23 protein-coding genes are annotated in these 21,967 nt (G+C 67.8%); 15 read left to right on the top strand and 8 right to left on the bottom strand.

Annotation, left to right across the window (positions count from 1 at the left end):
* From AC6LJ2_RS22560 to AC6LJ2_RS22550, 3 genes are all read left to right on the top strand, one after another.
* The coding region (locus AC6LJ2_RS22560) for a M20/M25/M40 family metallo-hydrolase (RefSeq protein WP_498152223.1) at window positions 1-377 on the top strand (377 nt) is incomplete at its 5' end.
* A gap of 29 nt (window positions 378-406) precedes the next feature.
* The gene (locus AC6LJ2_RS22555; RefSeq protein ID WP_175192475.1) at window positions 407-742 is read left to right on the top strand and encodes a thioredoxin family protein; all 336 of its coding nucleotides are present in this window, start codon (window positions 407-409) and stop codon (window positions 740-742) included.
* A gap of 13 nt (window positions 743-755) precedes the next feature.
* On the top strand, window positions 756-1,685 hold the full coding sequence (locus tag AC6LJ2_RS22550) for a DMT family transporter (protein WP_498152222.1): 930 nt from the start codon (window positions 756-758) through the stop codon (window positions 1,683-1,685).
* Window positions 1,686-1,698: 13 nt separating this feature from the next.
* Here AC6LJ2_RS22550 and AC6LJ2_RS22545 read toward each other — a convergent pair whose 3' ends face one another.
* Together AC6LJ2_RS22545 and AC6LJ2_RS22540 are read right to left on the bottom strand one after the other, a co-directional pair.
* Window positions 1,699-2,601, bottom strand: a complete 903-nt coding sequence (locus AC6LJ2_RS22545) for a DMT family transporter (RefSeq protein WP_498152221.1) — start codon at window positions 2,599-2,601, stop codon at window positions 1,699-1,701.
* The gene (locus AC6LJ2_RS22540) at window positions 2,592-3,326 is read right to left on the bottom strand and encodes a GNAT family N-acetyltransferase (protein WP_498152220.1); all 735 of its coding nucleotides are present in this window, start codon (window positions 3,324-3,326) and stop codon (window positions 2,592-2,594) included. The genes AC6LJ2_RS22545 and AC6LJ2_RS22540 overlap by 10 nt, the downstream gene beginning before the upstream one ends.
* A gap of 113 nt (window positions 3,327-3,439) precedes the next feature.
* Here AC6LJ2_RS22540 and pdxR point away from each other — a divergent pair, with 113 nt between their 5' ends.
* Window positions 3,440-4,945 (top strand): MocR-like pyridoxine biosynthesis transcription factor PdxR, encoded by a 1,506-nt coding sequence (pdxR, locus tag AC6LJ2_RS22535; RefSeq protein ID WP_498152219.1) that lies wholly within the window; start codon window positions 3,440-3,442, stop codon window positions 4,943-4,945.
* Window positions 4,946-5,062: 117 nt separating this feature from the next.
* Here pdxR and AC6LJ2_RS22530 read toward each other — a convergent pair whose 3' ends face one another.
* Both AC6LJ2_RS22530 and AC6LJ2_RS22525 read right to left on the bottom strand, forming a co-directional pair.
* Window positions 5,063-5,701, bottom strand: coding sequence for a LysE family transporter (locus AC6LJ2_RS22530; protein WP_263911706.1), 639 nt, complete (start codon window positions 5,699-5,701; stop codon window positions 5,063-5,065).
* Entirely contained in the window at window positions 5,701-6,333 is a 633-nt protein-coding gene (locus tag AC6LJ2_RS22525) for a LysE family translocator (RefSeq protein ID WP_263911705.1), read from the bottom strand. The genes AC6LJ2_RS22530 and AC6LJ2_RS22525 overlap by 1 nt, the downstream gene beginning before the upstream one ends.
* 245 nt (window positions 6,334-6,578) lie before the next feature.
* On the opposite strand from AC6LJ2_RS22525, the gene AC6LJ2_RS22520 reads away from it, so the two are divergent.
* Window positions 6,579-7,406 (top strand): DUF72 domain-containing protein, encoded by an 828-nt coding sequence (locus tag AC6LJ2_RS22520; protein ID WP_498152218.1) that lies wholly within the window; start codon window positions 6,579-6,581, stop codon window positions 7,404-7,406.
* Between the two features lie 25 nt (window positions 7,407-7,431).
* Here the strand turns inward: AC6LJ2_RS22520 and gorA are convergent, their stop codons facing one another.
* Window positions 7,432-8,790, bottom strand: a complete 1,359-nt coding sequence (gene gorA / locus AC6LJ2_RS22515; protein WP_263911701.1) for a glutathione-disulfide reductase — start codon at window positions 8,788-8,790, stop codon at window positions 7,432-7,434.
* A gap of 158 nt (window positions 8,791-8,948) precedes the next feature.
* Between gorA and AC6LJ2_RS22510 the strand changes: the two genes are divergently transcribed.
* Window positions 8,949-9,575 carry a LysE family translocator gene (locus AC6LJ2_RS22510; protein WP_263911699.1) on the top strand — a complete coding sequence of 209 codons (627 nt, stop codon included), beginning with the start codon at window positions 8,949-8,951 and terminating at the stop codon, window positions 9,573-9,575.
* Between the two features lie 78 nt (window positions 9,576-9,653).
* On the opposite strand, the gene aceE is transcribed toward AC6LJ2_RS22510, so the two are convergent.
* Entirely contained in the window at window positions 9,654-12,317 is a 2,664-nt protein-coding gene (aceE, locus tag AC6LJ2_RS22505) for a pyruvate dehydrogenase (acetyl-transferring), homodimeric type (protein WP_498152217.1), read from the bottom strand.
* A gap of 199 nt (window positions 12,318-12,516) precedes the next feature.
* Here aceE and AC6LJ2_RS22500 point away from each other — a divergent pair, with 199 nt between their 5' ends.
* The 3 genes from AC6LJ2_RS22500 to AC6LJ2_RS22490 all read left to right on the top strand — a co-directional run bounded on the left by AC6LJ2_RS22500 (window position 12,517) and on the right by AC6LJ2_RS22490 (window position 15,071).
* Window positions 12,517-12,975 carry a MarR family winged helix-turn-helix transcriptional regulator gene (locus AC6LJ2_RS22500; RefSeq protein WP_263911697.1) on the top strand — a complete coding sequence of 153 codons (459 nt, stop codon included), beginning with the start codon at window positions 12,517-12,519 and terminating at the stop codon, window positions 12,973-12,975.
* An 80-nt stretch (window positions 12,976-13,055) separates the two neighbouring features.
* Window positions 13,056-13,763 (top strand): aspartate/glutamate racemase family protein, encoded by a 708-nt coding sequence (locus AC6LJ2_RS22495; protein WP_498152216.1) that lies wholly within the window; start codon window positions 13,056-13,058, stop codon window positions 13,761-13,763.
* A 102-nt stretch (window positions 13,764-13,865) separates the two neighbouring features.
* Window positions 13,866-15,071, top strand: coding sequence for a GGDEF domain-containing protein (locus AC6LJ2_RS22490; RefSeq protein WP_263911695.1), 1,206 nt, complete (start codon window positions 13,866-13,868; stop codon window positions 15,069-15,071).
* A gap of 66 nt (window positions 15,072-15,137) precedes the next feature.
* Here the strand turns inward: AC6LJ2_RS22490 and AC6LJ2_RS22485 are convergent, their stop codons facing one another.
* Entirely contained in the window at window positions 15,138-17,510 is a 2,373-nt protein-coding gene (locus AC6LJ2_RS22485; RefSeq protein ID WP_498152215.1) for a mechanosensitive ion channel domain-containing protein, read from the bottom strand.
* 312 nt (window positions 17,511-17,822) lie between these two features.
* Window positions 17,823-18,158, bottom strand: coding sequence for an ISC system 2Fe-2S type ferredoxin (fdx, locus tag AC6LJ2_RS22480; protein WP_263911694.1), 336 nt, complete (start codon window positions 18,156-18,158; stop codon window positions 17,823-17,825).
* Window positions 18,159-18,263: 105 nt separating this feature from the next.
* Between fdx and AC6LJ2_RS22475 the strand changes: the two genes are divergently transcribed.
* The 6 genes from AC6LJ2_RS22475 to AC6LJ2_RS22450 all read left to right on the top strand — a co-directional run bounded on the left by AC6LJ2_RS22475 (window position 18,264) and on the right by AC6LJ2_RS22450 (window position 21,952).
* Window positions 18,264-19,010 carry a hypothetical protein gene (locus tag AC6LJ2_RS22475; RefSeq protein ID WP_263911693.1) on the top strand — a complete coding sequence of 249 codons (747 nt, stop codon included), beginning with the start codon at window positions 18,264-18,266 and terminating at the stop codon, window positions 19,008-19,010.
* Between the two features lie 2 nt (window positions 19,011-19,012).
* Window positions 19,013-19,291 carry a hypothetical protein gene (locus AC6LJ2_RS22470; RefSeq protein ID WP_263911692.1) on the top strand — a complete coding sequence of 93 codons (279 nt, stop codon included), beginning with the start codon at window positions 19,013-19,015 and terminating at the stop codon, window positions 19,289-19,291.
* Between the two features lie 141 nt (window positions 19,292-19,432).
* On the top strand, window positions 19,433-20,389 hold the full coding sequence (locus tag AC6LJ2_RS22465) for a sensor domain-containing diguanylate cyclase (protein ID WP_445658689.1): 957 nt from the start codon (window positions 19,433-19,435) through the stop codon (window positions 20,387-20,389).
* A gap of 37 nt (window positions 20,390-20,426) precedes the next feature.
* A complete protein-coding gene (locus AC6LJ2_RS22460) occupies window positions 20,427-20,756 on the top strand; it encodes a YciI family protein (protein WP_498152214.1) in 330 nt (109 codons plus the stop codon).
* Between the two features lie 101 nt (window positions 20,757-20,857).
* The gene (locus AC6LJ2_RS22455; protein ID WP_498152213.1) at window positions 20,858-21,244 is read left to right on the top strand and encodes a VOC family protein; all 387 of its coding nucleotides are present in this window, start codon (window positions 20,858-20,860) and stop codon (window positions 21,242-21,244) included.
* Between the two features lie 69 nt (window positions 21,245-21,313).
* Complete coding sequence (locus AC6LJ2_RS22450; protein WP_498152212.1) at window positions 21,314-21,952, top strand: hypothetical protein; 639 nt, start codon at window positions 21,314-21,316, stop codon at window positions 21,950-21,952.
* The last annotated feature ends 15 nt before the right edge of the window (window positions 21,953-21,967 follow it).

Genomic DNA, 21,967 nt, shown 5'->3' with positions numbered 1-21,967 from the left:
GCGACAGCAATGCGGTGCTGGACGCGTTTCCCGAAACGCTGATGGCCTCGGTGGCCGACGACCTGAAGGCGCTGCGCCTGACCGCCGGCTTCACCCAGCTCAGCCGCGCCCAGCCCACCGACTGCGCACCGCTGGTGATGGATGCCGTCAAGGCTGCCGCCGACCAGCTGGGCTACGCCAGCATGCGCCTGCCCAGCGGCGCGGGCCACGACGCGGTCTACATGGCGCCCACCGGCCCCATCGGCATGATCTTCATCCCCTGCCTGCACGGCCGCAGCCACTGCCCCGAAGAATGGATCGAACCGGCGCAACTGCTGGACGGCACGCGCGTGCTGTACCAGACGGTGCGGGAACTGGATCGAGTCCTGTCGCGCTAAGCTTGCGCCAACCAGACCCCACGGACCCCATGGAACAGATAGAACTGAACGACAGCACCGCCGACCGCTACCTGCTGGACGCCCCCGGGCTGTCGCTGCTGGTGTTCCACAGCCGCACCTGCGGCACCTGCCGCATCGCCCGCGAACAGCTGCCCAAGCTGGAGTTGCCGGTCGAACGCGTGTGCTGGGTGGATGCCGGCGAAAACGGCGGCCTGGTCGAACGCTACGAGGTCTTTCACCTGCCCGCCATGTTCGTGACGCGCGACGGCGCCTTCTTCGGCCCGGTGCAAGCCACCCTGGCCGAATGGGACCTGCGCCAGCAGATCGGCCTGGCGCTGGACAGCTACCCCGCCGAACTGCCTTGAGCCGGGGCCCGCAATGACGCCCTTGCGCCGTCCGCTGGACACGCTGGCCACCAGCGTGATGCTGCTGCTGTGCGTCTGCTGGGGGTTCCAGCAGATCGCCATCAAGCTGGTGGCCGCCGACATTTCGCCCATCATGCAGGTCGGGCTGCGCTCGACCTTCGCCGCGCTGGTGCTGGCGGTGGTGGTGTGGCGCGCCGAAGGCGCGCGGGCGCTGCGCGACGGCACCCTGGGCGCCGGCCTGCTGGTAGGCCTGCTGTTCGGGCTGGAGTTCCTGGCGGTCGCGCAGGGGCTGGTCTACACCACGGCCTCGCACATGTCGGTGTTTCTGTACACCGCGCCGATCTTCACCGCGCTGGGCCTGCACTGGCGCATGCCCGAAGAACGCATGGCACCCCTGCAATGGGTGGGCGTGGCGGTGGCCTTTGGCGGCATCGCCGTGGCCTTCCTGGGTAACGGCAAACCGCAGGCCGGCGGCAGCGACATGCTGCTGGGCGATGCGCTGGGCTTGCTGGCCGGGCTGCTGTGGGGCGCCACCACGGTGGCGATCCGCCGCACCGCGCTGTCGGAAGCCGCGCCGTCCAAGACCCTGTTCTACCAGATGGCGGTGGCCGCCGTGCTGCTGCTGGGCTATGCCGCGGCCACCGGCAACGCCGGCATCCGCACCACGCAGGCGGCCATCCTCAGCGTGGCGTTCCAGTCGGTCGTGGTGGCGCTGTCCAGCTACCTGGCGTGGTTCTGGCTGCTGCGCCGCTATCTCGCTTCGCGCCTGTCCATCCTGTCGTTCATGACGCCGCTGTTCGGCGTGTCGTTCGGCGTGCTGATCCTGGACGAACCGCTGGACGGCGCCTTCGTGATCGGCGCGGTGATGGTGCTGGCCGGTATTTCGCTGGTCAGCGGCGCGGGCTTGCTGCGCGAGAAATTGCGGCGCCCGCCGCGGGCCTGAGCCGTGCCGCTGTCTAGCCCGGCGCGCGCGCCGGGCTTTTCTTTGCGCCCAGGTTCAGCACGATCAGCGCGGCCCCCGCCAGCACCAGCGCAAAGCCCCACCAGTCGGCCGGCGCCGGGCGATCGCCCACCAATGCCATCGCGCCCAGCACCCCCACCACCGGTACCATCAGGGTGGTCAGGGCCGCGACCGTGGCGCTGACCCGTTCGCTCAGCACGAACCACAGCCAATAGGCCACGGCCGTGCCCAGCACGATATGAAAGGTCAATGCGGCCGCCACCCGGCCATCCCAACCCTGGCGCGGAAACGACTCGCCGGCCAGCAGCACGCCGGCCAAGGCGCAGGCCGCGCCCACCGCCAACTGCCAGGCCGTGATGACGATGCGGCGGCCGCTCACCGGCCAGCGCTTCAGGTAGACCGTGCCGGCGGCCCACCCGAAGGCGGCGGTGAGCGGAAACACCAGGCCGCGCGCGGCGGCCAGGTCATGTTCTGCGAAAACGGCGCGCAGCACCGGCCAGGCCAGCACCGCCACCCCGGCCCCGCCCAGCAGCAACGCCAGCCCGCGGCGGCGGTCCAGGCGTTCGCCCAGCACGGCCCAGGCCAACAGCGCCGACATCATCGGCATGGTGAAGGTCAGCACCGCGGCGCGCGACGTGCTGGTGCTGAGCTGCGCCCAGGCCACCGCCAGGTTGAACACCGCCACGGCCAGGATGCCCCCGACCACAATGCCTGACCACGCGTCGCGGGGCGGCAGCAGAGGCAGCCGCTTGGCGCGCGCCAGCGCCAGCAGCAGCAAGGCCCCGCTGCCCAGACCCAACAGGCGCAGGGTGAACGGCGGGCAGATCGACAGCACGATCTTCACCGCCGGCCAGTTCAGGCCCCAGAACAGGGCCAATGCCACGGGGATCAGGCGCACGCGGCCTTTTCCCGGGCGATCAGGTCCGCCAGGCCTTGGCGCTGGCCGCCTTCGGCATCGAAGTTGTCCGGGCTGAGCCAGCGTTCGTAGGCGGCGCGCAGGGCCGGCCATTCGCTGTCGATGATCGAGAACCAGGCTGTGTCGCGGCTGCGGCCCTTGTACACCGTCGCCTGGCGGAAGATACCCTCGAACTGGAAGCCCAGGCGGGCGGCGGCGGCGCGCGACGGCCCGTTCAGGCTGTCGCACTTCCATTCATAGCGGCGATACCCCAGCTCGTCGAAGGCGCGCCGCATCAGCAGGAACTGCGCCTCGGTCGCAATGCGGGTGCGCTTGAGCAACGGCGAAAACGCCACGAAACCGACCTCGATGGCGCCATTGGCCGGATCGATGCGCATCAGCGACAGCGAGCCGATGGCACGGCCGGTGGCCAGATCGATGACGGCATGATGCATCGGGTCACTGGCGGCATGCGCCTGGGCCTGTTCGGCAAACTTGCGGTAAGCCTCGGCATCGGCAAAGGGGCCGACGCTCATGTACGTCCAGTCCCTGCCGTCCGGCGCCTGGCTGAAGGCCTGGAACAGATCGGCCGCGTGGCGCTCGGCCGACAAGGGTTCCAGCCGGCAGTAGCGGCCCTCGATGGGCGTGACCGGCGGGCGCGGGCGCGGCGTCCAGTCAGGCAAGTCGGGGCCGACGGGTTGTTGGTGAGCATTGACGCGGGGTTGCATGCTTGCTGAGCCTCATCCAGGTTGGAAAACGCCGCCGGCGGTGGCGACGCAAGCCGGGCCGCTGCATGGTGGCAAGCGGCCCTGGCATGCCCTCACGATAGCCAAATCGTGGCATGATAAAAAGCACCACGACCCCTGAATTTAATAGAGCCATGATAGACGGTGCCGGTTTGTTGTCCAGCCCCCTGGCGCGCGGGCCCGGCGCGCTGCCGCGCCAGCGCCAGCTGATCCAGCGCCTGAAGCAGGCCATCCTGGCAGGCCAGTTGCCGGCCGGCGGCAAACTGCCCGCCTCGCGCGTGCTGGCCGACGAGCTGGCCATTTCGCGCAATACCGTGCTGATCGCCTACGAGCAATTGACGGCCGAAGGCTACGTCATTGCCGACCGCCAGGGCACCCGGGTGGCGCCCCTGTCGGCCGCGGCGGCCAGCGCCGCCAAGCAGGCCGCGGCGCCCCCGGCGCCCGCCTTTCGCACCGCCCAGCGGCTGTCGCGCATCGTCGCCACCCGCGCGCCCAACGACGGCGCGCTGCCGCTCACCCCCGGCACGCCGGCGCTGACGCAGTTTCCCATCAATGCCTGGCGCCGCGCGCAGGATCGCGCCCTGCAGGCCGCCCCCGCCGCCACGCTGGGCTACGGCCCGCCCGTGGGCGAACCGGCGCTGCGCGAGGCCATCGCCCAATACCTGCGCGTGTCGCGCGGGGTGCGCTGCGATGCCGACCGCATCGTCATCACCGAGGGCGCGCAAGGCGCGCTGGCCCTGTGCGTGCAGCTGTTGACCAACCCGGGCGACACCGCCTGGCTCGAAGAGCCCGGTTACCGCGGCGCCAAGGCCGCCTTCCACGCAGGCGACCTGAACGTGGTCGCCATGCGGGTGGACACCGATGGCATCGCCATCCCCGACGACGCCTGGGACACACAGCCCCCGCGCCTGATCCAGACCACGCCCACCCACCAATACCCGACCGGCGCGGTGCTGTCGCTGGCGCGCCGGCTGGACCTGCTGGAACGCGCCCGCCAGGCCGGCGCCTGGATCATCGAAGACGACTACGACAGCGAATTCCGCCACCAGGGCGAACCCATCGCCGCCATGCAGGGCCTGCTGCCCGACGCGCCCGTGCTGTACGTGGGCACCTTCAGCAAGACCATGTTCCCCGCCTTGCGGCTGGGCTTCCTGGTGCTGCCGCAGGCCATTGCCGGCCCGGCCATGCCGTCCATCATCGAAATGCTGCGCGGCGGCCACCGGCTGGAACAGCTGACCATGGCCGCCTTCATCGAAAACGGCCAGTTTTCGCGCCACCTGGGCCGCATGCGGCGGCTGTACCGCGACCGCCAGGCCGCGCTGCGCGACGCGCTCGCCGAACACCTGGGGGTGGACCACGAGGTGCTGGGCGGCCACAGCGGCCTGCACCTGACCGTGCGCCTGCCGCCAGACCTGTCGGACCGCGCCATCGTCGAGCAGGCCCGCAAGCTGGGCATGAACCCCAACGCGCTGTCGACCTTCGCCATCACGCCGCAGCCGCAGGACAACGGCCTGGTGATCGGCTACGGCAACACCAGCGCCGATCGTTTTCCGGGGCTGGTCAAGCAGTTGGGCAAGCTGGCGAGGGCAGCGCGCAAGTGATGCCAGAACAGCGGCAGCCGATGCTGCGGCAGCCGATGCTGCGGCAGCCGATGCTGCGGCAGCCGGTGCTGCGGCAGCCGGTATGGCGGCCGCAGCAGCCCCTGCGCAGACCGGGGTTCAGGTCTTGCTGGTCAGCAGCCTGACCGCCGCCGCCGCAAAGAACACCCCCAGCACGCCATCGATGACGCGCCGCGCGCGGGCGTAGCCGCGCGCCATGGCGGGACTGGAAAACACCACCGCGCACAGGCTGTAGAACGCCATGCCGGTCAGCGTGCACGCCACGACGATGGCCGGGGCCACCCAGTGCGGCGCGCCGGGTTTCAAGCCCAGCGAGATGATGGCGATCCAGGCCAGGATGGCCTTGGGATTGCTGATCTGCACCGCCCAGCCGCGCGCAAAATACGCCAACGCGCCCCGCCGTGCCCCGTCCGTCATCGCCGGCAGCACGTGCCGCCTGGCGGCCGAGCGCAGCGACTTCACCGCCAACCACAGCAAGTACAGGCCGCCGGCAATCTTGATGGCCACCAGCGCCCCGGCATACGACGCCAGCACCACCGACAGGCCCAGCGCCGTCAGCACGCCCAGGCTGCACGAGCCCATTGCCACGCCCAGCCCGAGCATCACGCCCGCGCGGCGTCCCGCGCTCATCGCGGTGCCCAGCGTGGCCAGCACCGCCGGTCCGGGGCTGACGGTCGCCAGCACGAACGCGGAATACGCCAGCAGCATGCCGGGCAGATACGAATGGGCGGCGTCCATCAGCGGCGAGAATCCAGCGCCATGCGCAGCGCCAGGCCGGCCAGGACCGTGCCCATCAGCCAGCGCTGCACCACCATCCACAGCGGGCGCCCGGCCAGGAAGCCGGCAATCGACCCCGCCATGATCGCGATGACCGCATTCACCGACAGGCTGACCGCCACCTGCGTCATGCCCAGCGCGATCGACTGCGTGAACACGCTGCCGTGGTCGGGCTGGATGAACTGCGGCAGCAGCGACACATACATCACCGCGACCTTGGGATTGAGCAGGTTGGTCACCAGCCCCATCGAGAACAGTGTGCGCGCGCTGCTGGGCGGCAGTTCGCGCACCTGGAACGGCGAGCGTCCGCCCGGCCGCACCGCCTGCCAGGCCAGGTACAGCAGATACAGCGCGCCGCCGAAACGCAGCGCATCGTAGGCATACGGCACCGCCATCAGCAGCACCGTGATGCCGAACGCGGCGCACAGCACATAGAACACGAACCCCACCGCCACGCCGCCCAGCGAAATCAGCCCGGCCTTGGGGCCCTGCGAAATCGAACGCGACACCAGATAGATCATGTTGGGCCCGGGCGTGAGCACCATGCCCAGGGCAACCAGGGCGAACGTCAGGAGATTGGCAATGTCAGGCATGATGAGCCGGCGCGCGCCGGACGGCAGTGAAGGGATGCGCTGCACGTTATCTGAAATCTGTATCGGAACAGCGTGTTTTTTCGATGCGCCCGTGCCGCGCCACGCGCCAGACGCGGCATCCAGGCAACACCCCGGCTGAACCCTCGCCGACAATCCGCGCTTTTTAAATGTGGACGGATGGGACGCGCGGCCGGACAGGGATAGAGTGGGTGGGGTGCTCCGCAATCCCGGAAAGGACCCCGCCCATGCCCCTGCGCAAATCGCCCGCCGCGCACAAGCCTGCCGCCATCCGTATCGGCATCGGCGGCTGGACTTACGCCCCGTGGCGCGGCACCTTCTACCCCGAAGGCCTGCCCCACGCCCGCGAGCTCGAATACGCCAGCCGCCAGCTCACCGCCATCGAAATCAACGGCACCTACTACAGCAGCCAGAAGCCGGCCACCTTCGCCAAATGGCGCGACGAGACGCCCGACGGTTTCGTGTTTTCGCTCAAGGCCTCGCGCTACGCCACCAACCGCCGCGAGCTGGCCGGCGCCGGGGAATCCGTGCACCGCTTCGTGCACGGCGGCATCGCCGAACTGGGCCCGAAGCTGGGGCCCATCGTGTGGCAGTTCGCGCCCACCAAGGTGTTCAACCCGGACGATTTCGGCGCCTTCCTGGCCCTGCTGCCCGACACGGTCGACGGCCTGCCGCTGCGCCACGTGCTGGACGTGCGCCATCCCAGTTTTGCCTGCGAGCAATACCTGGACCTGGCCCGCCGGCATGGCGCCGCCACCGTCTACACCGACAGCGAAGACTACCCGTCGCTGGCCGACCGCACCGGCGCCTTCGTGTATGCCCGGCTGATGCGCGCCAGCACCGCCTTCAAGGCCGGCTACGCGCCCAAGGTGCTGGACGCCTGGGCCGAACGGCTGCGCACCTGGGCACGCGGTGCGGACCCGTCCGACCTGCCGCGCATCGCCGCGCACAAGGCGGCGGGCGGCCCCAAGCCACAGGAGGTGTATGCGTTTTTCATCAACGGCGCCAAAGAGCGCGCGCCGGCCGCGGCGCGCGCCATGATCGAACGCTTGTAACGCGGCGGGCGCCTGGCCCGCCCCGCTAGTTCGCCACTGGCGTACGCAGTGTCACGAACTCTTCGGCCGCCGTCGGGTGGATGCCGATCGTCTCGTCGAAGACCTGCTTGGTCGCGCCCGCCTTCAGGGCGATGGCGATGCCTTGCACGATCTCGCCGGCGTCCGGCCCCACCATGTGCACGCCCAGCACCCGGTCGGTCCTGGCGTCGACGATCAGCTTCATCAACGTCTTTTCCTGGGACTCGGTCAGCGTGAGCTTCATCGGGCGAAAGCGGCTTTCGAACAGCTTGATCTCGTGGCCGGCCTCGCGCGCCTCTTCGGTGGTCATGCCCACCGTGCCGATATTGGGCAGGCTGAACACGGCGGTGGGAATCAGCTTGTAGTCCACCTTGCGGTATTCCTCGGGGCGGAACAGGCGTCGCGCCACCGCCATGCCCTCGGCCAGCGCCACCGGCGTCAGCGGCACCCGGCCGATGACGTCGCCCAGCGCCAGGATCGACGGTTCGGCCGTGCGGTATTCGTCGTCGACGGCGATGAAGCCCTTGTCGTCGAACTTGACGCCGGTGTTTTCCAGGCCCAGGTTGTCCAGCATCGGGCGGCGCCCGGTGGCGTAGAACACGCAGTCGGTCTCGATGACCGAGCCGTCCTTCAGCGTGGCGGCCAGCACGCCGTCGGCGCGCTTGTCGATGCGCGCGACGTCGGCATTGAAGCGCAGGTCGATGCCCTTCTTGGTGAGCTCGTCGCGCAGGTGTTCGCGCACCGCGCCGTCAAAGCCGCGCAGGAACAGCGGGCCGCGGTAGACCTGGGTGGTCTGTGCGCCCATGCCATTGAAAATAGAGGCGAATTCGACCGCGATGTAGCCGCCGCCCACCACCAGCACGCGCTTGGGCAGCGCCGGCAGGAAAAAGGCCTCGTTCGAGGTGATGGCATGTTCCTTGCCGGGAATGTCCGGCACCTGCGGCCAGCCGCCGGTGGCCACCAGAATGTTGGCCGCGGTGTACGACTTGCCGTCGACCTCGACCGTGTGCGGGTCTTTGATGCGGGCGTGGGCTTCCAGCAGCGTCACGCCGCTATTGACCAGCAAATTGCGGTAAATGCCGTTAAGACGCTGGATCTCGCGGTTCTTGTTGGCGATCAGCGTGGCCCAGTCGAAGCGGGGCTGGCCGGCGGTCCAGCCAAAGCCGTGCGCCTGTTCGAAGTCTTCGCTGTAGTGGGCGCCGTAGACCAGGAGCTTCTTGGGCACGCAACCCACGTTGACGCAGGTGCCGCCCAGGTAACGGCTTTCGGCCACGGCCACGCGGGCACCGAAACCGGCCGCAAACCGCGCCGCGCGCACGCCGCCCGAGCCCGCGCCGATCACAAACAGATCAAAATCGAATGCCATGGAATTTCCTTCGCTGCCGCCTTGCGGGGCCGCGTTCACTGTCCGGGAAACCTGTATTTTGCACCACGCTCCCCCCAGACGCGCCCAAAGCCCTGCACCTTGGGATACATTGGCCGCCAGGGGCGACGCCGCCGCCCCCCTACTCTGGAGCAAGACCCATGTCGCTCGAAACCTGGCTCGCCTTCCTGGGCGCGTCCGCCCTGCTGGTGATGCTGCCCGGCCCCACCATCCTGACCGTCATCAGCTATTCGATCACCCATGGCAAGCGCGCCCGCCTGCCGCTGGTGCTGGCCGTGGCGCTGGGGGATTCCACCGCGCTGGCGCTGTCGCTGCTGGGCGTGGGCGCCCTGCTGTCGGCATCGGCGTTCTGGTTCACCGTGGTCAAGACCGTCGGCGGCCTGTACCTGCTGTACCTGGGCTTCAAGCTGCTGCGGGCCGGCGTGGCCCCCGCCACGCTGCCGCAGGCCGGCGCCGCCGGTTCGCGCTGGAAGCTGTTCGCCAACACCTACCTGGTGACGGCGCTGAACCCCAAGGGCATCATCTTCTTCGTGGCCTTCCTGCCCCAGTTCATCAACCCGACCGGCGACGTGACGCGCCAGTTGTGGACGCTGTCGGCCACCTTCGTGGTCTGCGCCGGCATCAACGCCACCGTGTACGCGCTGTTCGCGGACTCGGCGCGCCGCCTGCTGGCTTCGCCGCGGGCGCAGCGCGGCTTCAACCTGGGCGGCGGCGCGCTGCTGTCGGTCGCGGGCATCTGGGCCTTGCTGGCGCGCCGCGCCGCATAGCCCCCCTGACAGGCCCGGCGGTCGGCGTCCATGGCGCCGCCGCCTGCCCACAAGCCCGCCCTGGGGCCACGCCGCTCGTCAGGGCAACGCCGCCGACACGGCCTCCGGGTCCAGCCCGTAACGCCGGATCGCATCCGCCGCCTGCTCGGGCGGCAAGACCCCGTCATCGGCCAGCGCCTTCAAGGTCGCCAGCACGATGTGATGCCGGTCCACCTCGAAGAACGCCCGCAGCGCCTGGCGCGTATCCGACCGGCCAAAGCCGTCCGTCCCCAGCGTGACGTAGCGGCGTCCCGCCAGAAAGGGGCGGATCTGCTCGGCCACCGTCTTCATATAGTCGGTCGCCGCCACCACCGGCCCGGCCGTATCGGCCAGGCAGCTTTGTGCGTAGCCGCGCCGCGCCGGGTCCAGCGGATGCAGGCGGTTCCAGCGTTCGGTTTCCTGGCCGTCGCGCCGCAGCTCGGAATAGCTGGTGACGCTCCAGACGTCGGCGGCCACGCCGTAGTCCTGCTGCAGCAGCTCGGCCGCGGCCAGGGTCTCGGCCAGGATCGCCCCGCTGCCCAGCAACTGCGCACGCACCTCGCCCGGCCCGCCCTCGCGCAGCCGGTACATGCCCTTCAGGATGCCGGCTTCGGCGCCTGCGGGCAGCGGCGGATGCGCGGTCTTCTCGTTGATCAGCGTCAGGTAGTAGAAAACGTCTTCCTCTTCCTGGTACATGCGGCGCAGGCCGTCCTGCACGATCACCGCGATCTCGCAGGCATAGGCCGGGTCGTAGGCGATGCACGACGGAATCACCGAGGCCAGCACGTGGCTGTGGCCATCGTCGTGCTGCAGCCCTTCGCCTTCCAGCGTGGTGCGGCCCGACGTCGCGCCCAGCAGGAAGCCGCGTGCGCGGATATCGCCCGCCGCCCAGGCCAGGTCGCCCACCCGCTGAAAGCCGAACATCGAATAGAAGATATAGTACGGAATCGTCGCCACGCCGTGCGTGCTGTAGGCCGTGGCCGCCGCGATCCATGACGACATCGCGCCCGATTCGTTGATGCCTTCCTGCAGGATCTGGCCGCGGCGGTCTTCGCGATAGACGCTCAGCTGGTCGGCGTCTTGCGGCGTGTACAGCTGGCCCACGTGCGAATAGATGCCCACCTGGCGGAACATGCCGTCCATGCCGAAGGTGCGCGATTCGTCGGGCACGATCGGCACCACCTTGGCGCCGATGTCCGGGTCCTTCAGCAGTTGCGCCAGGATGCGCACGAACGCCATGGTCGTGGAAAACTCGCGCCCGTCGCTGCCCTTCAGGTGCGCGGCAAACGCGGCCAGCGCCGGCATGGCCTGCGGCCCCGGGCCGGCGGGCCGGCGCGGCAGGTGGCCGCCCGCGCGCTGGATGCCCGCGTCGAAATAGGCCTGCTCGGCGCTGCCGGGCGCCGGCTTGATGTACGGAATCTCGGCCAGCCGGTCGTCGGCCACCGGGATGCCGAAGCGGTCCCGAAACGCCCGCACCGCCGGGTCCGCCATCTTCTTTTGCTGGTGGTTGGTATTGGCCGCCTCGCCGGCCGCCCCCATGCCGTAGCCCTTCACCGTCTTGGCCAGGATCACGGTGGGCTGGCCGCGATGCGCCAACGCCGCGGCGTAGGCCGCATGCACCTTGACCGGGTCATGCCCGCCGCGGTTCAGCGCGCCGATCTCGTCGTCGGACAGGTGCGCCACGCGTTCGAGCAGCACCGGGTCCGCGCCGAAGAAATGTTCGCGCACATAGGCGCCGCCGCGCGCCTTGAACACCTGGTATTCGCCGTCCACGCACTGCATCATGCGGCGCCGCAACCGGCCGTCGTGGTCCTGCGCCAGCAGCGCGTCCCAGCCGCTGCCCCACACCACCTTGATCACATTCCAGCCCGCGCCGCGGTAGACGCTTTCGAGTTCCTGGATGATCTTGGCGTTGCCGCGCACCGGGCCGTCCAGCCGTTGCAGGTTGCAATTGACCACGAAGATCAGGTTGTCCAGCTTTTCGCGCCCGGCCATGGCCACCGCCGCCAGCGTTTCGGGCTGGTCCTGTTCGCCGTCGCCCAGAAAACCCCAGACCCGGCGGCCTTGCACGGGGATCAGTTCACGGTCTTCCAGGTAGCGCATGTAGCGTGCCTGGTAGGCCGCCATCAGCGGCCCCAGCCCCATCGACACCGTCGGAAACTGCCAGAACCCCGGCATCGTGCGCGGATGCGGGTACGAGGCCAGCCCGCCCCCGCCGATCTCGCGCCGGAAGCGGTCCAGTTCGTCTTCCGAGATGCGCCCTTCCAGGTAGGCGCGGGCGTAGATGCCCGGCGCCGAATGCCCCTGGATGTACAGCATGTCGCCCAGGTAATCCGGCGTGGCCGCGCGGAAAAAGTGGCGGTAGCCGGTTTCGTACAGCGTCGTCGCCGAGGCGTACGTGGCAATGTGCCCGCCCACGCCCGAGGTCTTGCCGGCGCGCAGCACCATCGCCATCGCGTTCCAGCGCAGGTAGGCGTCCAGGCGCGATTCGATGCCCACGTCGCCCGGAAACGGCGCCTGCCCCGCCACGCCGATGGAATTGACGTAGGGCGTGACACCCGGCGCGGCGTAGCCGCCCAGGCGCTCGCGGTCCTGGTTGATCAGCTGGTCCAGCAGGTAGTGCGTGCGCGGCAGGCCTTCGTGGGCCAGCACGGCCTGCATCGCGTCCAGCCATTCCCGGGTTTCCTGCGGGTCGGCGTCGATCGGATCGATCTCGGTTTCCATGGGCATGCTCCTTTGGGGAAAGCGGCGCCACGCCGGAACGCGCCGGCGCCTTCATTTCATATCGTGAATTGCATTTGCATAATGTGCAATTGCAATCGTATGAAGATTCCCAAACAATTGCAAGTGCAACTGTTAAGGGATTTGCCGGCCGCCGCCTCTACAATCGCGACAGCAGAATCTCCAGACAAGGAACGACCGCATGGCCACGGGCAAGCCCGACGCGTGGAGCCTCTTTCTGACCGCGCATGCATTGGTGGTGGAAGAGATCGAAAAAAGACTGTCCGCTGCCGACCTGCCGCCGCTCGCGTGGTATGACGCGCTGTGGGCGCTGGAACGCGCGCCGCAGGGCACCGCCCGCATGTTCGAGATGGCCGAACGCATGGTCATCGCGCGCTACAACCTGACGCGGCTGATGGACCGCATCGAAGCCGCCGGGCTGGTCGAACGGTTCCGCAGCGACGAAGACCGCCGCGCCACCTACGCCCGCATCACGCCTGACGGGCTGGCGCTGCGGCGCAAGATGTGGAAGATCTATGGACCCGCGATCGACGAGCTGTTCCTGTCGCGGCTGCCGCAGGCGCAGCAGGACGCCATGGCCGAACAGTTCCGCGGCATCGCCAGGCATGTGCGGGCGCTGACCAAGAGCACGGTCGAGTAAAGCGGCGGCATCGCCTGCCTGTCGCACCATCGTGGCGCCGCCGCCTGGCGCAGACCCGCACACCCAAGGAGATCCCCCGCATGACACCCCGCCCGCCCCTGCACATCGGCATCGTCGCCTGTTCGGCAGAAGGCGCCGCGCTGTGCTATCGCACGATCTGCGCCGAAGGCGCGCAGCAACTGGGCCCGCATGCCCACCCCGAGGTCTCGCTGCACACCCATTCGCTGGCCGACTACGTGGCCTGCCTCAACCAGGGTGACCTGGCCGGCGTGGGCGCGCTGATGCGGTCGTCGGCCGGCAAGCTGGCGCGCGCAGGGGCCGACTTCCTGATCTGCCCCGACAACACCATTCACCAGGCGCTGGGCCACGTGCTGCCGCAATCGCCCCTGCCCTGGCTGCACATCGCCGAAGAAGTCGCCTTGGAAGCCGCCCAGCGCGGCTTTCGCCGCATCGGCATCACCGGCACGCGCTGGCTGGTGGACAGCCCCGTCTATCCCGACAAGCTGGCGGCCCAGGGCCTGGAATGCGTGCGGCCATCCGAATCCGACCGCGACCTGCTGGCGCGGATCATCATGGACGAACTGGTCTATGGCGATTTCCGGCCGGCGTCGGTGGCGTTGCTGCAAGACGTGGTGACGCGGCTGCGCGACGCCGGCTGCGATGCGGTGGTGCTGGGCTGCACCGAACTGCCGCTGGTGCTCAACGACGGCAACTGCGCGCTGCCGACGCTGGATTCCACCCGCATCCTGGCCCGGGCCGCGCTGCGGCGCGCGCTGCAGGGCGAGTGACACGGCCATTCATCGACAATGACTTCCCCCCCTGTCGGATGACGTCAACGACGGCCCGGTCGCTTCCTGGCTGGCAGTGCACATCCCTTTCCCCTCCCCACTATGGTTGCCTCCACACTCGTTGCCATGCTGTGCGCACACCTGTTGTGCTTTTCAGGCATGTTCTTATTGATCAGCCGTCGCCTGCCTGGCAACAGGATGGGGATGGATTATTTTGCCGTGGGCAACCTGTTGCTGGCGTCGGCCTACATCCTGCAATTGCTGGAAGGCGGCCCGGCCTGGAGCCTGATGAGCGTGGTCAACCACATTCTTACGCTGGCTGCGCCGATCGCCTACTGGCTCGGCGCGATGCGTTTCTTCGGGCGCCAGGTTCCGCTGTGGCGTCCGTTGATCGCCTTTGCGGCGGCCTACGGCCTGGCGCAATTACTGGTGCAAGGGAACGCCGGCCCCGCCGCCCGCTACGCCATGCTGGCGGCGATGGCGACCGTGCTGTTCTTTGCCATGACCCTGACCGTGATCTACGGCGTGCGCACGTTCGCCAAGGACCTGTACGGCGAAATGATCTTTTTCTCGCTGCTGATCGGCGGCATCTGTGTCCTGAACGCGCTGAAGTTCATGAAGATCGTGGACGATGGCCTGGATGCCCTGCACATGGACAGCCGCTTCCAGATGATCTTCTACATCTATATGTCGACCCTGGCCACCATCGTGCCGCCGGCCATCGTCTGGCTGGTGCTGCGGCGGCTGACAGACAGCCTGCGCAATATCGCGGCGCGCGACCCCATGACGAACTTGCTCAATCGCCGAGGGCTGGTGGATGCGCTGAAGCAATACTTCAACGCGCGACAGGCGGCGCCGGCCTGTTTGCTGCTGCTGGATGTGGATCATTTCAAGCGCATCAATGACACCTACGGCCACCAGGCCGGGGACGAGGTCATCTGCCAGGTGGCGGATCTGCTGCGTGCCACCGTGCGTCGCGGCGACCTGACGGGTCGTATCGGCGGGGAAGAATTCGTGGCCATCTTGCTCGATGCCGACACGGACGGCGTCATGCTCCTGGCCGAGCGCCTGCGTGCCAACATTGAAAACCAGGCCATCAAGGTGGCGGGATCCGACCAATCGCTGCGCTGCACCGTCACCATCGGGATTTCGCCGCACTTCCATGGCGTGCAGGGGCTGGAAGACGCCCTGCGACAAGCCGATTCCGCGCTCTACCGCGGCAAGGCGGCGGGCCGCAACCGGATCGAATGGGCTGACGCCACCCCTGGCCTTTCAGCCCAACGCGCTGAACCGGCCATCATGGCGTAAGCGGCGGGTTCGAGGCAGCCAAGCCGTCCAAGGCTGCCCTGAAACCCGCTCCTGTCCGCTCTACCGCTACGTGCGCGGTGCCTCGTCCTCGGCTTCCTGACGCGCTTCGAGTTCATTGCCCAGCACCTCGGCCGAATCGTCGGTGCTGGATTCCGACACCAGGGGACGGCGGGTGTGCCCTGCCGCCCGGGCGTTGCCGCCCTCGTCGGGCCGTTCGGCCTGCACGGCCACATTGGCCGGCGGCGCGTAGCCGCGCTTGTCCTGCCCGAAGTACACGACCGTGTGCGGGTACGGCAGCTCGATGCCGGCGGCGTCGAAGTGCTTCTTGAGCAAGCGGTTGTAGCCGCGCTGCACGGCCCACTGCATGCCCGGCGTGGTCTTGATCAGGATGCGGATGGTCACGCCCTTGTCGTTGACGGCCGTGACCCCGGCCACCGTCATCTCTTCCAGGATCTCGGGTCCCAGCACCGAATCGGTCATCAGCTCGGCAAACGCCGCGCGCAGATGCTCGATGGCGTCGTCCACGCTTTCGCGGTGCGCGATGGTGTATTCGCCCAGGTGGTACGAGAAGTCGCGCATGTGGTTGGCCACCACGTCCACCGACGAAAACGGCACCAGGTGGTAGCCGCCGTCCAGCGTACGTATGCCCACGGACCGGATGGTCATCTTCTCGACCGTGCCGAACACGCCCGCGACCTGCACCACGTCGTTCTCGTTCATGCCGTTTTCAAGCTGGATGAACACGCCGGTGATGATGTCCTGCACCAGCTTCTGGGCGCCAAAACCGATCGCCAGGCCCACCACGCCCGCGCCGGCAATCAACGGACCGACGTCGATGCCGATCTGCGACAGCAGCACCATCAACGTCATCGTCACGATGACGATCAGCGCCGCATTGCGAAACAGCGCCAGCAACGTGCGTTCGCGCGCACTGGGCATGCCGCGACCTTCGCGCTGGCTCAGGCGGTGCTCGATGATGCTGGCGATCACCGTCCAGGCCAGCGCCGCGATCAACAGCACGATGACGATATTGAGCGTCACCTTGATCGCCGCGCCCCCGGCGTCCGACGCCAGCCAGCGCGACAGGTCAAACGCGTGCCAGGCATCCAGGATCAGCAGCACCGCCACGATGCGGATGATCCAGCCCACCAGCTTGAGCAGCGCCGGCACGTAGGCGTTCACCCGCGCCTCCAGCAGCGGCAGGCGCTGGCGCAGGTCGTCTGACAATCGAATGGGCTTGGCCAGGATGGCGTTCAGCAGCAGGATCAAGAGGCTGCTCACCCCGATCACCAGCAGCGTCTGCGCCGTGGCCCGGGCCATGAAAGGCAAGGCATTGGTCGGATCGACCTGGCTGACCACCAGCAAGATGGTGAAGTAGCCGATGCCCAGCACGTGCCATATGCGCGACAGGAAATGCAGCCGCGCCCCCAGGAACGTGGCCGCCCCCGCGGCGCGGCGATCCAGATGCTCGCGCACCGCCTGGCGGTTCTGCCAGATGGTGCGCACGGCGTATACATAGACCGCCAGCATGATGACCATGCCGGCCAGCCGGCCCAGCGCCGGCGACAACGCGGCCGCCATCACCGGATCGATCAGCAGCGTGCCGTAGCCCGCGGCCGCCACGATGCGCACCAGCCAGCCATTCCAGTACTTGGCGGACGCATCGGCCATCGGCAGGAGCCGCAGATGCGGGTGCCGCACCGCGAACACCGTGCGGATCACGACCTTGATGATTTCCACCGACACGAAGGCCCGCAGGAAGACGGCGGCCAGCGCGTCCAGCGTGCCGCGACCCGGCGTGCCCCACAGGGCGGCCGCGCCGCCCGCCATCGCGGCCAGCAGCACCACCCCCACGTCAATCGCCAATGCCCCCACGATCGCGCCCGCGCGCCGGCCCAGCACCCGGATGGGCAGCGGCGTGCCGCGCGCGGACGCGGCGGCCGGCTTGCTGCCGTGTTGCGCCACCCAGTGGTCGATGCGCGTGTAGATGCGCATCGCGATCAGGCGTAGCAGCAGGAAGGCGATGATCGTCGCCGCCGCCGCCAGCAGCAGCGGCATCAAGGCATGGCTCGCCGTACCGCTGTCCATGCGCAGGCTGCGCCCCGAGGCCAGCGCCACCATGTCGTCCACGCCCTGGCCCATGTCGGTGGCCACGCCGGTCAGGAAGCGCTGCACGTCATCGGCCATGCGCTGTTGCAATCCGGGCGTTGCCGGCGCGGGCCTGGCTTGCGCGTCAGCGGAACGCGCTGCGGCGGGGTCGGCGCCGGCTGCCTGCGCGCGCAGCGCATCCACCAGGGCCTTGCGCGCGTCGGGGTTGTCCAGCAGGTCGGCCAGCGCGGCGGGGGACAGCGTGCCGGGAGAAGCGGTGTCGGCAGGCGCCGAGGCTGCCGGCAACAGCGGCGTTGCCGCCCGGGCGTCCGCCTGCCACGACAGGGCCACGCAACTCAGTATCAGCGCCAGCAGCAACGCCGGCCACGGCCTGCCTCGCCTGCGCCGCCAAAGACTGGCGGCATATGGGCGAAACGGGAAAGCGATCGATACTATCGTTGCGGATAGAACCACTAATACATCTCCTCTGGGAACAGGATAATTCGGGCCGCGCGAGCCCGGCGACAGCCACTATCTTGCCAGACTACGATTTCAGAGCGCTTCAATTCCGCCCGAAAAACATTTTCAGGCATTTTTCACGACGGCCGCGACGTACCGATCCGCCTGCCTTCGCAGACCCCTTGCGGTGCCTGCCTGCACCGCTCAGGTTTCCCTGGCGTGATTCACCGTGTACTTCGGAATATCGATCGTCACGTCCTCTGCCCCCACGATGGCCTGGCAGCTCAGGCGCGACTGCGGTTCGACCCCCCAGGCGCGGTCCAGCAGGTCTTCTTCGCCTTCCTCCACCGCATTGAGCGCATCAAAGCCCTGGCGAACAATGCAGTGGCAGGTCGTGCACGCGCGGCTTTGCTCGCAGGCGTGCTCGATCGGAATTCCGTGATCGAGCAGGGCCTCGCACAGCGATACCCCGGCCGGCACGTCCAGCACGGCGCCGGCCGGCGCGAGGTCGGGATGGGGAAGAACAGTGATTTTTGGCATGGTGACGCCCCTGGCGAGTCCGATCAAAGCAATATCGCCAGCGTAAGGATGGCTACGCTTGGAAGGTCAAGCGATAATCCGTCGACCCCATTCTGCGGAGGCCGCATGAGCTTTCTCGATCGCCAGCCCGATTCAACGTCTGCGGACACGCCCGTCCCGCAGGATCCCCTGGCGTGGCAACGTCACTGGCATCACATCCTGGATGCCTTTGACGACCACCCGGACGAAGTGGCCGGCGACAAAGGCGTGCCTGATCCGCTGCCGGACCTGGACCAGGACTTTCGGCTGCTGTTCAATTTCTGGTCCGCCGACTGGCCCAGCGGCGCCGAGGCGCGCAAGCGGGCCTTTTCGATCCTGCCCCGCGGCGATCAGATGCTGGCCCGCATCGAGGAATATCTATCGACGCCGGCCAAGGCCATCGATGCCGAGCAGGCCACGATGCGCTTGCGCCAAGGGGTGGACCTTACCCGGCGCGCGGGCTTCGAGGCGCCCGACCCGGACGGCCCGGTCCGTGTGCTGGCCAGCCCGGCGGTGTCTCTGCGTGATGCCTATTGCCGCGCCGAATCGCCTTTTGTGGAATTGCGCGATGGGATGGACACCATGGCGGAAAACGAAACGGGTGAGGTGGGGGCCGCGGCGTACCACTTTCTCTCCGAGCCGCTGTATCGCCTGGCCACCACTTACGACGTTTCCAGCTGGATCGCCTGGCCGCTGTGCAGCCGCTTGACCGCGCCGGCGGACGACCCCACCGCGGCCGCCATGCGGCTGTGGCGTGGCGGGTGGTCGGCCGGGTGGGATGACGAAGGCCTGTTCCTGTACGACCGCAGGCAGGAATTCGGGCTGGCGCCCTGATCTTGCAGGAACAACCCGAGGACGGACCCCGATCGCCCAAACGCCGGCCAGGCGCGGCCCTGCGCTACCTGTGGGAAGCCGGCCGCGAACCTGCCGACCCGTACACGCCGCCGGACACCTTCCTGCAAGGCTTCGCGCCGTCCGACCTGGTGCTGGCCGCTGATGGCGGCTATGTCCAGCACCTGGCGCCGCTTGACGATGCCTGGTTCATGGACGGCTACTGGCCGTCGCTGCGGTTTTCCGCACAACACGAGCCGTTAGGCTGGGTCTGCGAATCTTGACGCGAACCCTGAACGCATTGCGCGTGTAACCGCGCGAAATCGCTATCGTCTGCCATCGGCCGGAAACGATCATTCCGTCATGCCCTGGTCAATGGCTTCAGGCTACAGTGATTGCTCACGTGGATCGAGGACGGATGCGGCATGGCCGACGCAAGCACGCTTTTGAATGACAACGCGGTATACAAGACCTTGCTGGAGTCGACCAAGGCAATTCCCTGGAAAATCGATTGGGCGTCCATGAAATTCGCCTATATCGGCCCCCAGATCGAGGCATTGCTGGGCTGGAGCGTCGACAGCTGGGTCAGCGTCGAAGACTGGGCCATGCGCATGCACCCCGAAGACCGCGAATACGTGGTCAATTTCTGCGTTTCGCAATCCCAGGCGGGCGTCGACCATGAAGCCGACTACCGGGCCCTGACCCAGGACAACGGCTACGTCTGGATTCGCGACGTCGTCCATGTCATGCGCAATGAGCAAGGCGAGGTGCAGGCGTTGATCGGCTTCATGTTCGACATCACCGAACGCAAGAAGACCGAAGAACAGTTGCTGAGCCTGCAAAAAGAACTGGAAGCCCTGTCTTTCAAGGACGGCTTGACCAATATTGCCAACCGGCGCCGCTTTGACAGCAGTTTCGAACTGGAATGGGAACGGGCCGGCAAAGATCGCCAACCGCTGTCCATCTTGCTGCTCGACGTGGATTTCTTCAAGCAGTACAACGACTTGTACGGTCACACCCAGGGTGACAAATGCCTGGTGGATATCGCCCAGACGCTGAGCCTGGCGCTGGATGGCCCGCGCGATCTGGTGGCGCGCTACGGCGGTGAGGAATTCGTCGTGCTGCTGCCCGAGGCCGATGCCGCGACCGCCCTGAAGGTGGCCGAACGCTGCCAGCGGCTGCTGGAAAAGAAAGCCATCATGCATGCGCTGTCGCCCCACGGCCGCCGCGTCACGGTGAGCATGGGCGCGGGCACCCTGATTCCTGACGGTAACGCCACGCGGGGTGCCTTCATCAAGGCCGTGGACCAAGCGTTGTATGTGGCCAAGAACAACGGCCGCAACCGCATTGAACATGTGCAGTGGGAGGCCACCGCGCGCTAGCTGCCACGCCGGCCCCCCGCAATTTCAGGAGACCCGCATGCCCAAGTTCATCACGATCGGCTACGGAGACCAGGCCGGCTACGACCGCACCGCCGCTCCCCTGCGCGATGCCGCCCACGCGCACGATGCCAATTTGCGGCAACAAGGCGTCTTGATGGGCATCGCCGGCACCCCGGTGCAGGTGCGCAACCACGACGCGGCGGGGGTGGAAACGACCGCGGCGCCCTACATGACATCGGCCTTGCCGGTGGCGGGCTTTGCCATCATCGAGGCGGCCGACCTGGCCGAGGCGATAGCGCAGGTGTCGCGCACCCCGTGTGCGGTGGCGCAGGGGGTGGTCGAGGTCTGGCCGTTGCTGGAACCCTAGTCTGGCCCCGCCCGCAGGTTGCAAATCGAAGCGTTCCTGGTCAGCTCGTTAGCCTATGCTGACCGGCCGGGGTTTCCCCACACGCTCTCAAGGAGCCGCGAATGCTGGACCATGTCGAAATCAACGTGAGCGACTTCGAGCGCAGCCGGGCGTTTTACCTGAGCGCGCTCGCGGCCATCGGTTACGTGCCACGCAAGGCGCTGCCTACCGGCATGGGCTTTGGCGTGGGCGAGCTTGAAGAGGCCGGCGACCCGGGCGGTGAATTCTGGATTCATCCGGGCACGCCCAGCACCCCGCGCGTGCATGTGGCCTTTCGGGCCCGCAGCCGCGCCGAAGTGGATGCCTTTCATCGGGCGGCGCTGGAAGCCGGCGGCAGGGATAACGGTGCGCCCGGCCTTCGCCCGCAGTATCACCCGCATTATTACGGCGCCTTCATCCTGGATCCCGACGGCTACAACGTCGAGGCGGTGTATCACCGCCCCGAGTGAGCGTCATCACTTCTTCTTGCAGTCGATCACGCTGGCTTTGGTGATGACATTTGTATCGGACCGCTCAACATGGTGAAGCCCCAAACCCGGGCAATGCTGTTTGCGCTATGCATCGTCCCCGTGATCGTGGCCCTCTTCCTGGGGCTTTTCTTGGGGTCGCTGATCCTGGTCAACCGCTATTGGCCGACCGCCGGGTTTACGGCCGAGGAAGTCCTGAATCAGTTGATGGTCCTGGGCATTGCCTTGGTCGCCCTGCCCTGGATTCAACACCGCAGCTTTCAGCATCAATATGGCCTTCAATTCGGATCGGCGAACGGGACACCGGACCTGGCCCCGCCCAGACCCTCACGGGCGGTAGCAGTGGTTCGCCTGATGTTGCTCGTCGCTGGCGCCGCGTTGCTGGTGGCGGTGTTCGGGCCACTGTCGCATCTGACCCGCCTGTCTGACTGGCTGCAAGACAGCGGCTTGGGTGCGATGTCGTTCCGCCTGGTCGAGCTGCTGATGCTGCTCGCCCTGATTGGCGGCTTTCTGTTGGTGGGCGGGCTGGTGGCGCTGGCTCGGCGCGTTGGCGGGCCCCGCAAACGCCAGGACACCCGCGAGCCGCGCCATGAAACCCAACGGATCTGGCTGATCTGCTATGCCGGCACGCTGGGGTTGTGCGCGGGCCTGTCCCTGCTGGCGAGTTTCCTGATCCGCAAATTTCTGTAGCGGCGCCCAGGTTCA

It is taken from the genome of Achromobacter sp. 1014246743 (assembly GCF_059760725.1).
The sequence above is the reverse complement of the archived record's forward strand: the minus strand, read 5'-3'. Positions and strand labels throughout refer to the sequence as shown.

Coding starts and splice junctions, on each gene's coding strand:
- AC6LJ2_RS22465 (WP_445658689.1), top strand. CDS start 19,433: ATGGCCGACGCAAGCACGCTTTTGAATGACAACGCGGTATACAAGACC.
- gorA (WP_263911701.1), bottom strand. CDS start 8,790: ATGGCATTCGATTTTGATCTGTTTGTGATCGGCGCGGGCTCGGGCGGC.
- AC6LJ2_RS22510 (WP_263911699.1), top strand. CDS start 8,949: ATGTCGCTCGAAACCTGGCTCGCCTTCCTGGGCGCGTCCGCCCTGCTG.
- AC6LJ2_RS22450 (WP_498152212.1), top strand. CDS start 21,314: ATGGTGAAGCCCCAAACCCGGGCAATGCTGTTTGCGCTATGCATCGTC.
- fdx (WP_263911694.1), bottom strand. CDS start 18,158: ATGCCAAAAATCACTGTTCTTCCCCATCCCGACCTCGCGCCGGCCGGC.
- pdxR (WP_498152219.1), top strand. CDS start 3,440: ATGATAAAAAGCACCACGACCCCTGAATTTAATAGAGCCATGATAGAC.
- AC6LJ2_RS22455 (WP_498152213.1), top strand. CDS start 20,858: ATGCTGGACCATGTCGAAATCAACGTGAGCGACTTCGAGCGCAGCCGG.
- AC6LJ2_RS22520 (WP_498152218.1), top strand. CDS start 6,579: ATGCCCCTGCGCAAATCGCCCGCCGCGCACAAGCCTGCCGCCATCCGT.
- AC6LJ2_RS22550 (WP_498152222.1), top strand. CDS start 756: ATGACGCCCTTGCGCCGTCCGCTGGACACGCTGGCCACCAGCGTGATG.
- AC6LJ2_RS22540 (WP_498152220.1), bottom strand. CDS start 3,326: ATGCAACCCCGCGTCAATGCTCACCAACAACCCGTCGGCCCCGACTTG.
- AC6LJ2_RS22460 (WP_498152214.1), top strand. CDS start 20,427: ATGCCCAAGTTCATCACGATCGGCTACGGAGACCAGGCCGGCTACGAC.
- AC6LJ2_RS22500 (WP_263911697.1), top strand. CDS start 12,517: ATGGCCACGGGCAAGCCCGACGCGTGGAGCCTCTTTCTGACCGCGCAT.
- aceE (WP_498152217.1), bottom strand. CDS start 12,317: ATGGAAACCGAGATCGATCCGATCGACGCCGACCCGCAGGAAACCCGG.
- AC6LJ2_RS22490 (WP_263911695.1), top strand. CDS start 13,866: ATGGTTGCCTCCACACTCGTTGCCATGCTGTGCGCACACCTGTTGTGC.
- AC6LJ2_RS22495 (WP_498152216.1), top strand. CDS start 13,056: ATGACACCCCGCCCGCCCCTGCACATCGGCATCGTCGCCTGTTCGGCA.
- AC6LJ2_RS22555 (WP_175192475.1), top strand. CDS start 407: ATGGAACAGATAGAACTGAACGACAGCACCGCCGACCGCTACCTGCTG.
- AC6LJ2_RS22525 (WP_263911705.1), bottom strand. CDS start 6,333: ATGCCTGACATTGCCAATCTCCTGACGTTCGCCCTGGTTGCCCTGGGC.
- AC6LJ2_RS22530 (WP_263911706.1), bottom strand. CDS start 5,701: ATGGACGCCGCCCATTCGTATCTGCCCGGCATGCTGCTGGCGTATTCC.
- AC6LJ2_RS22475 (WP_263911693.1), top strand. CDS start 18,264: ATGAGCTTTCTCGATCGCCAGCCCGATTCAACGTCTGCGGACACGCCC.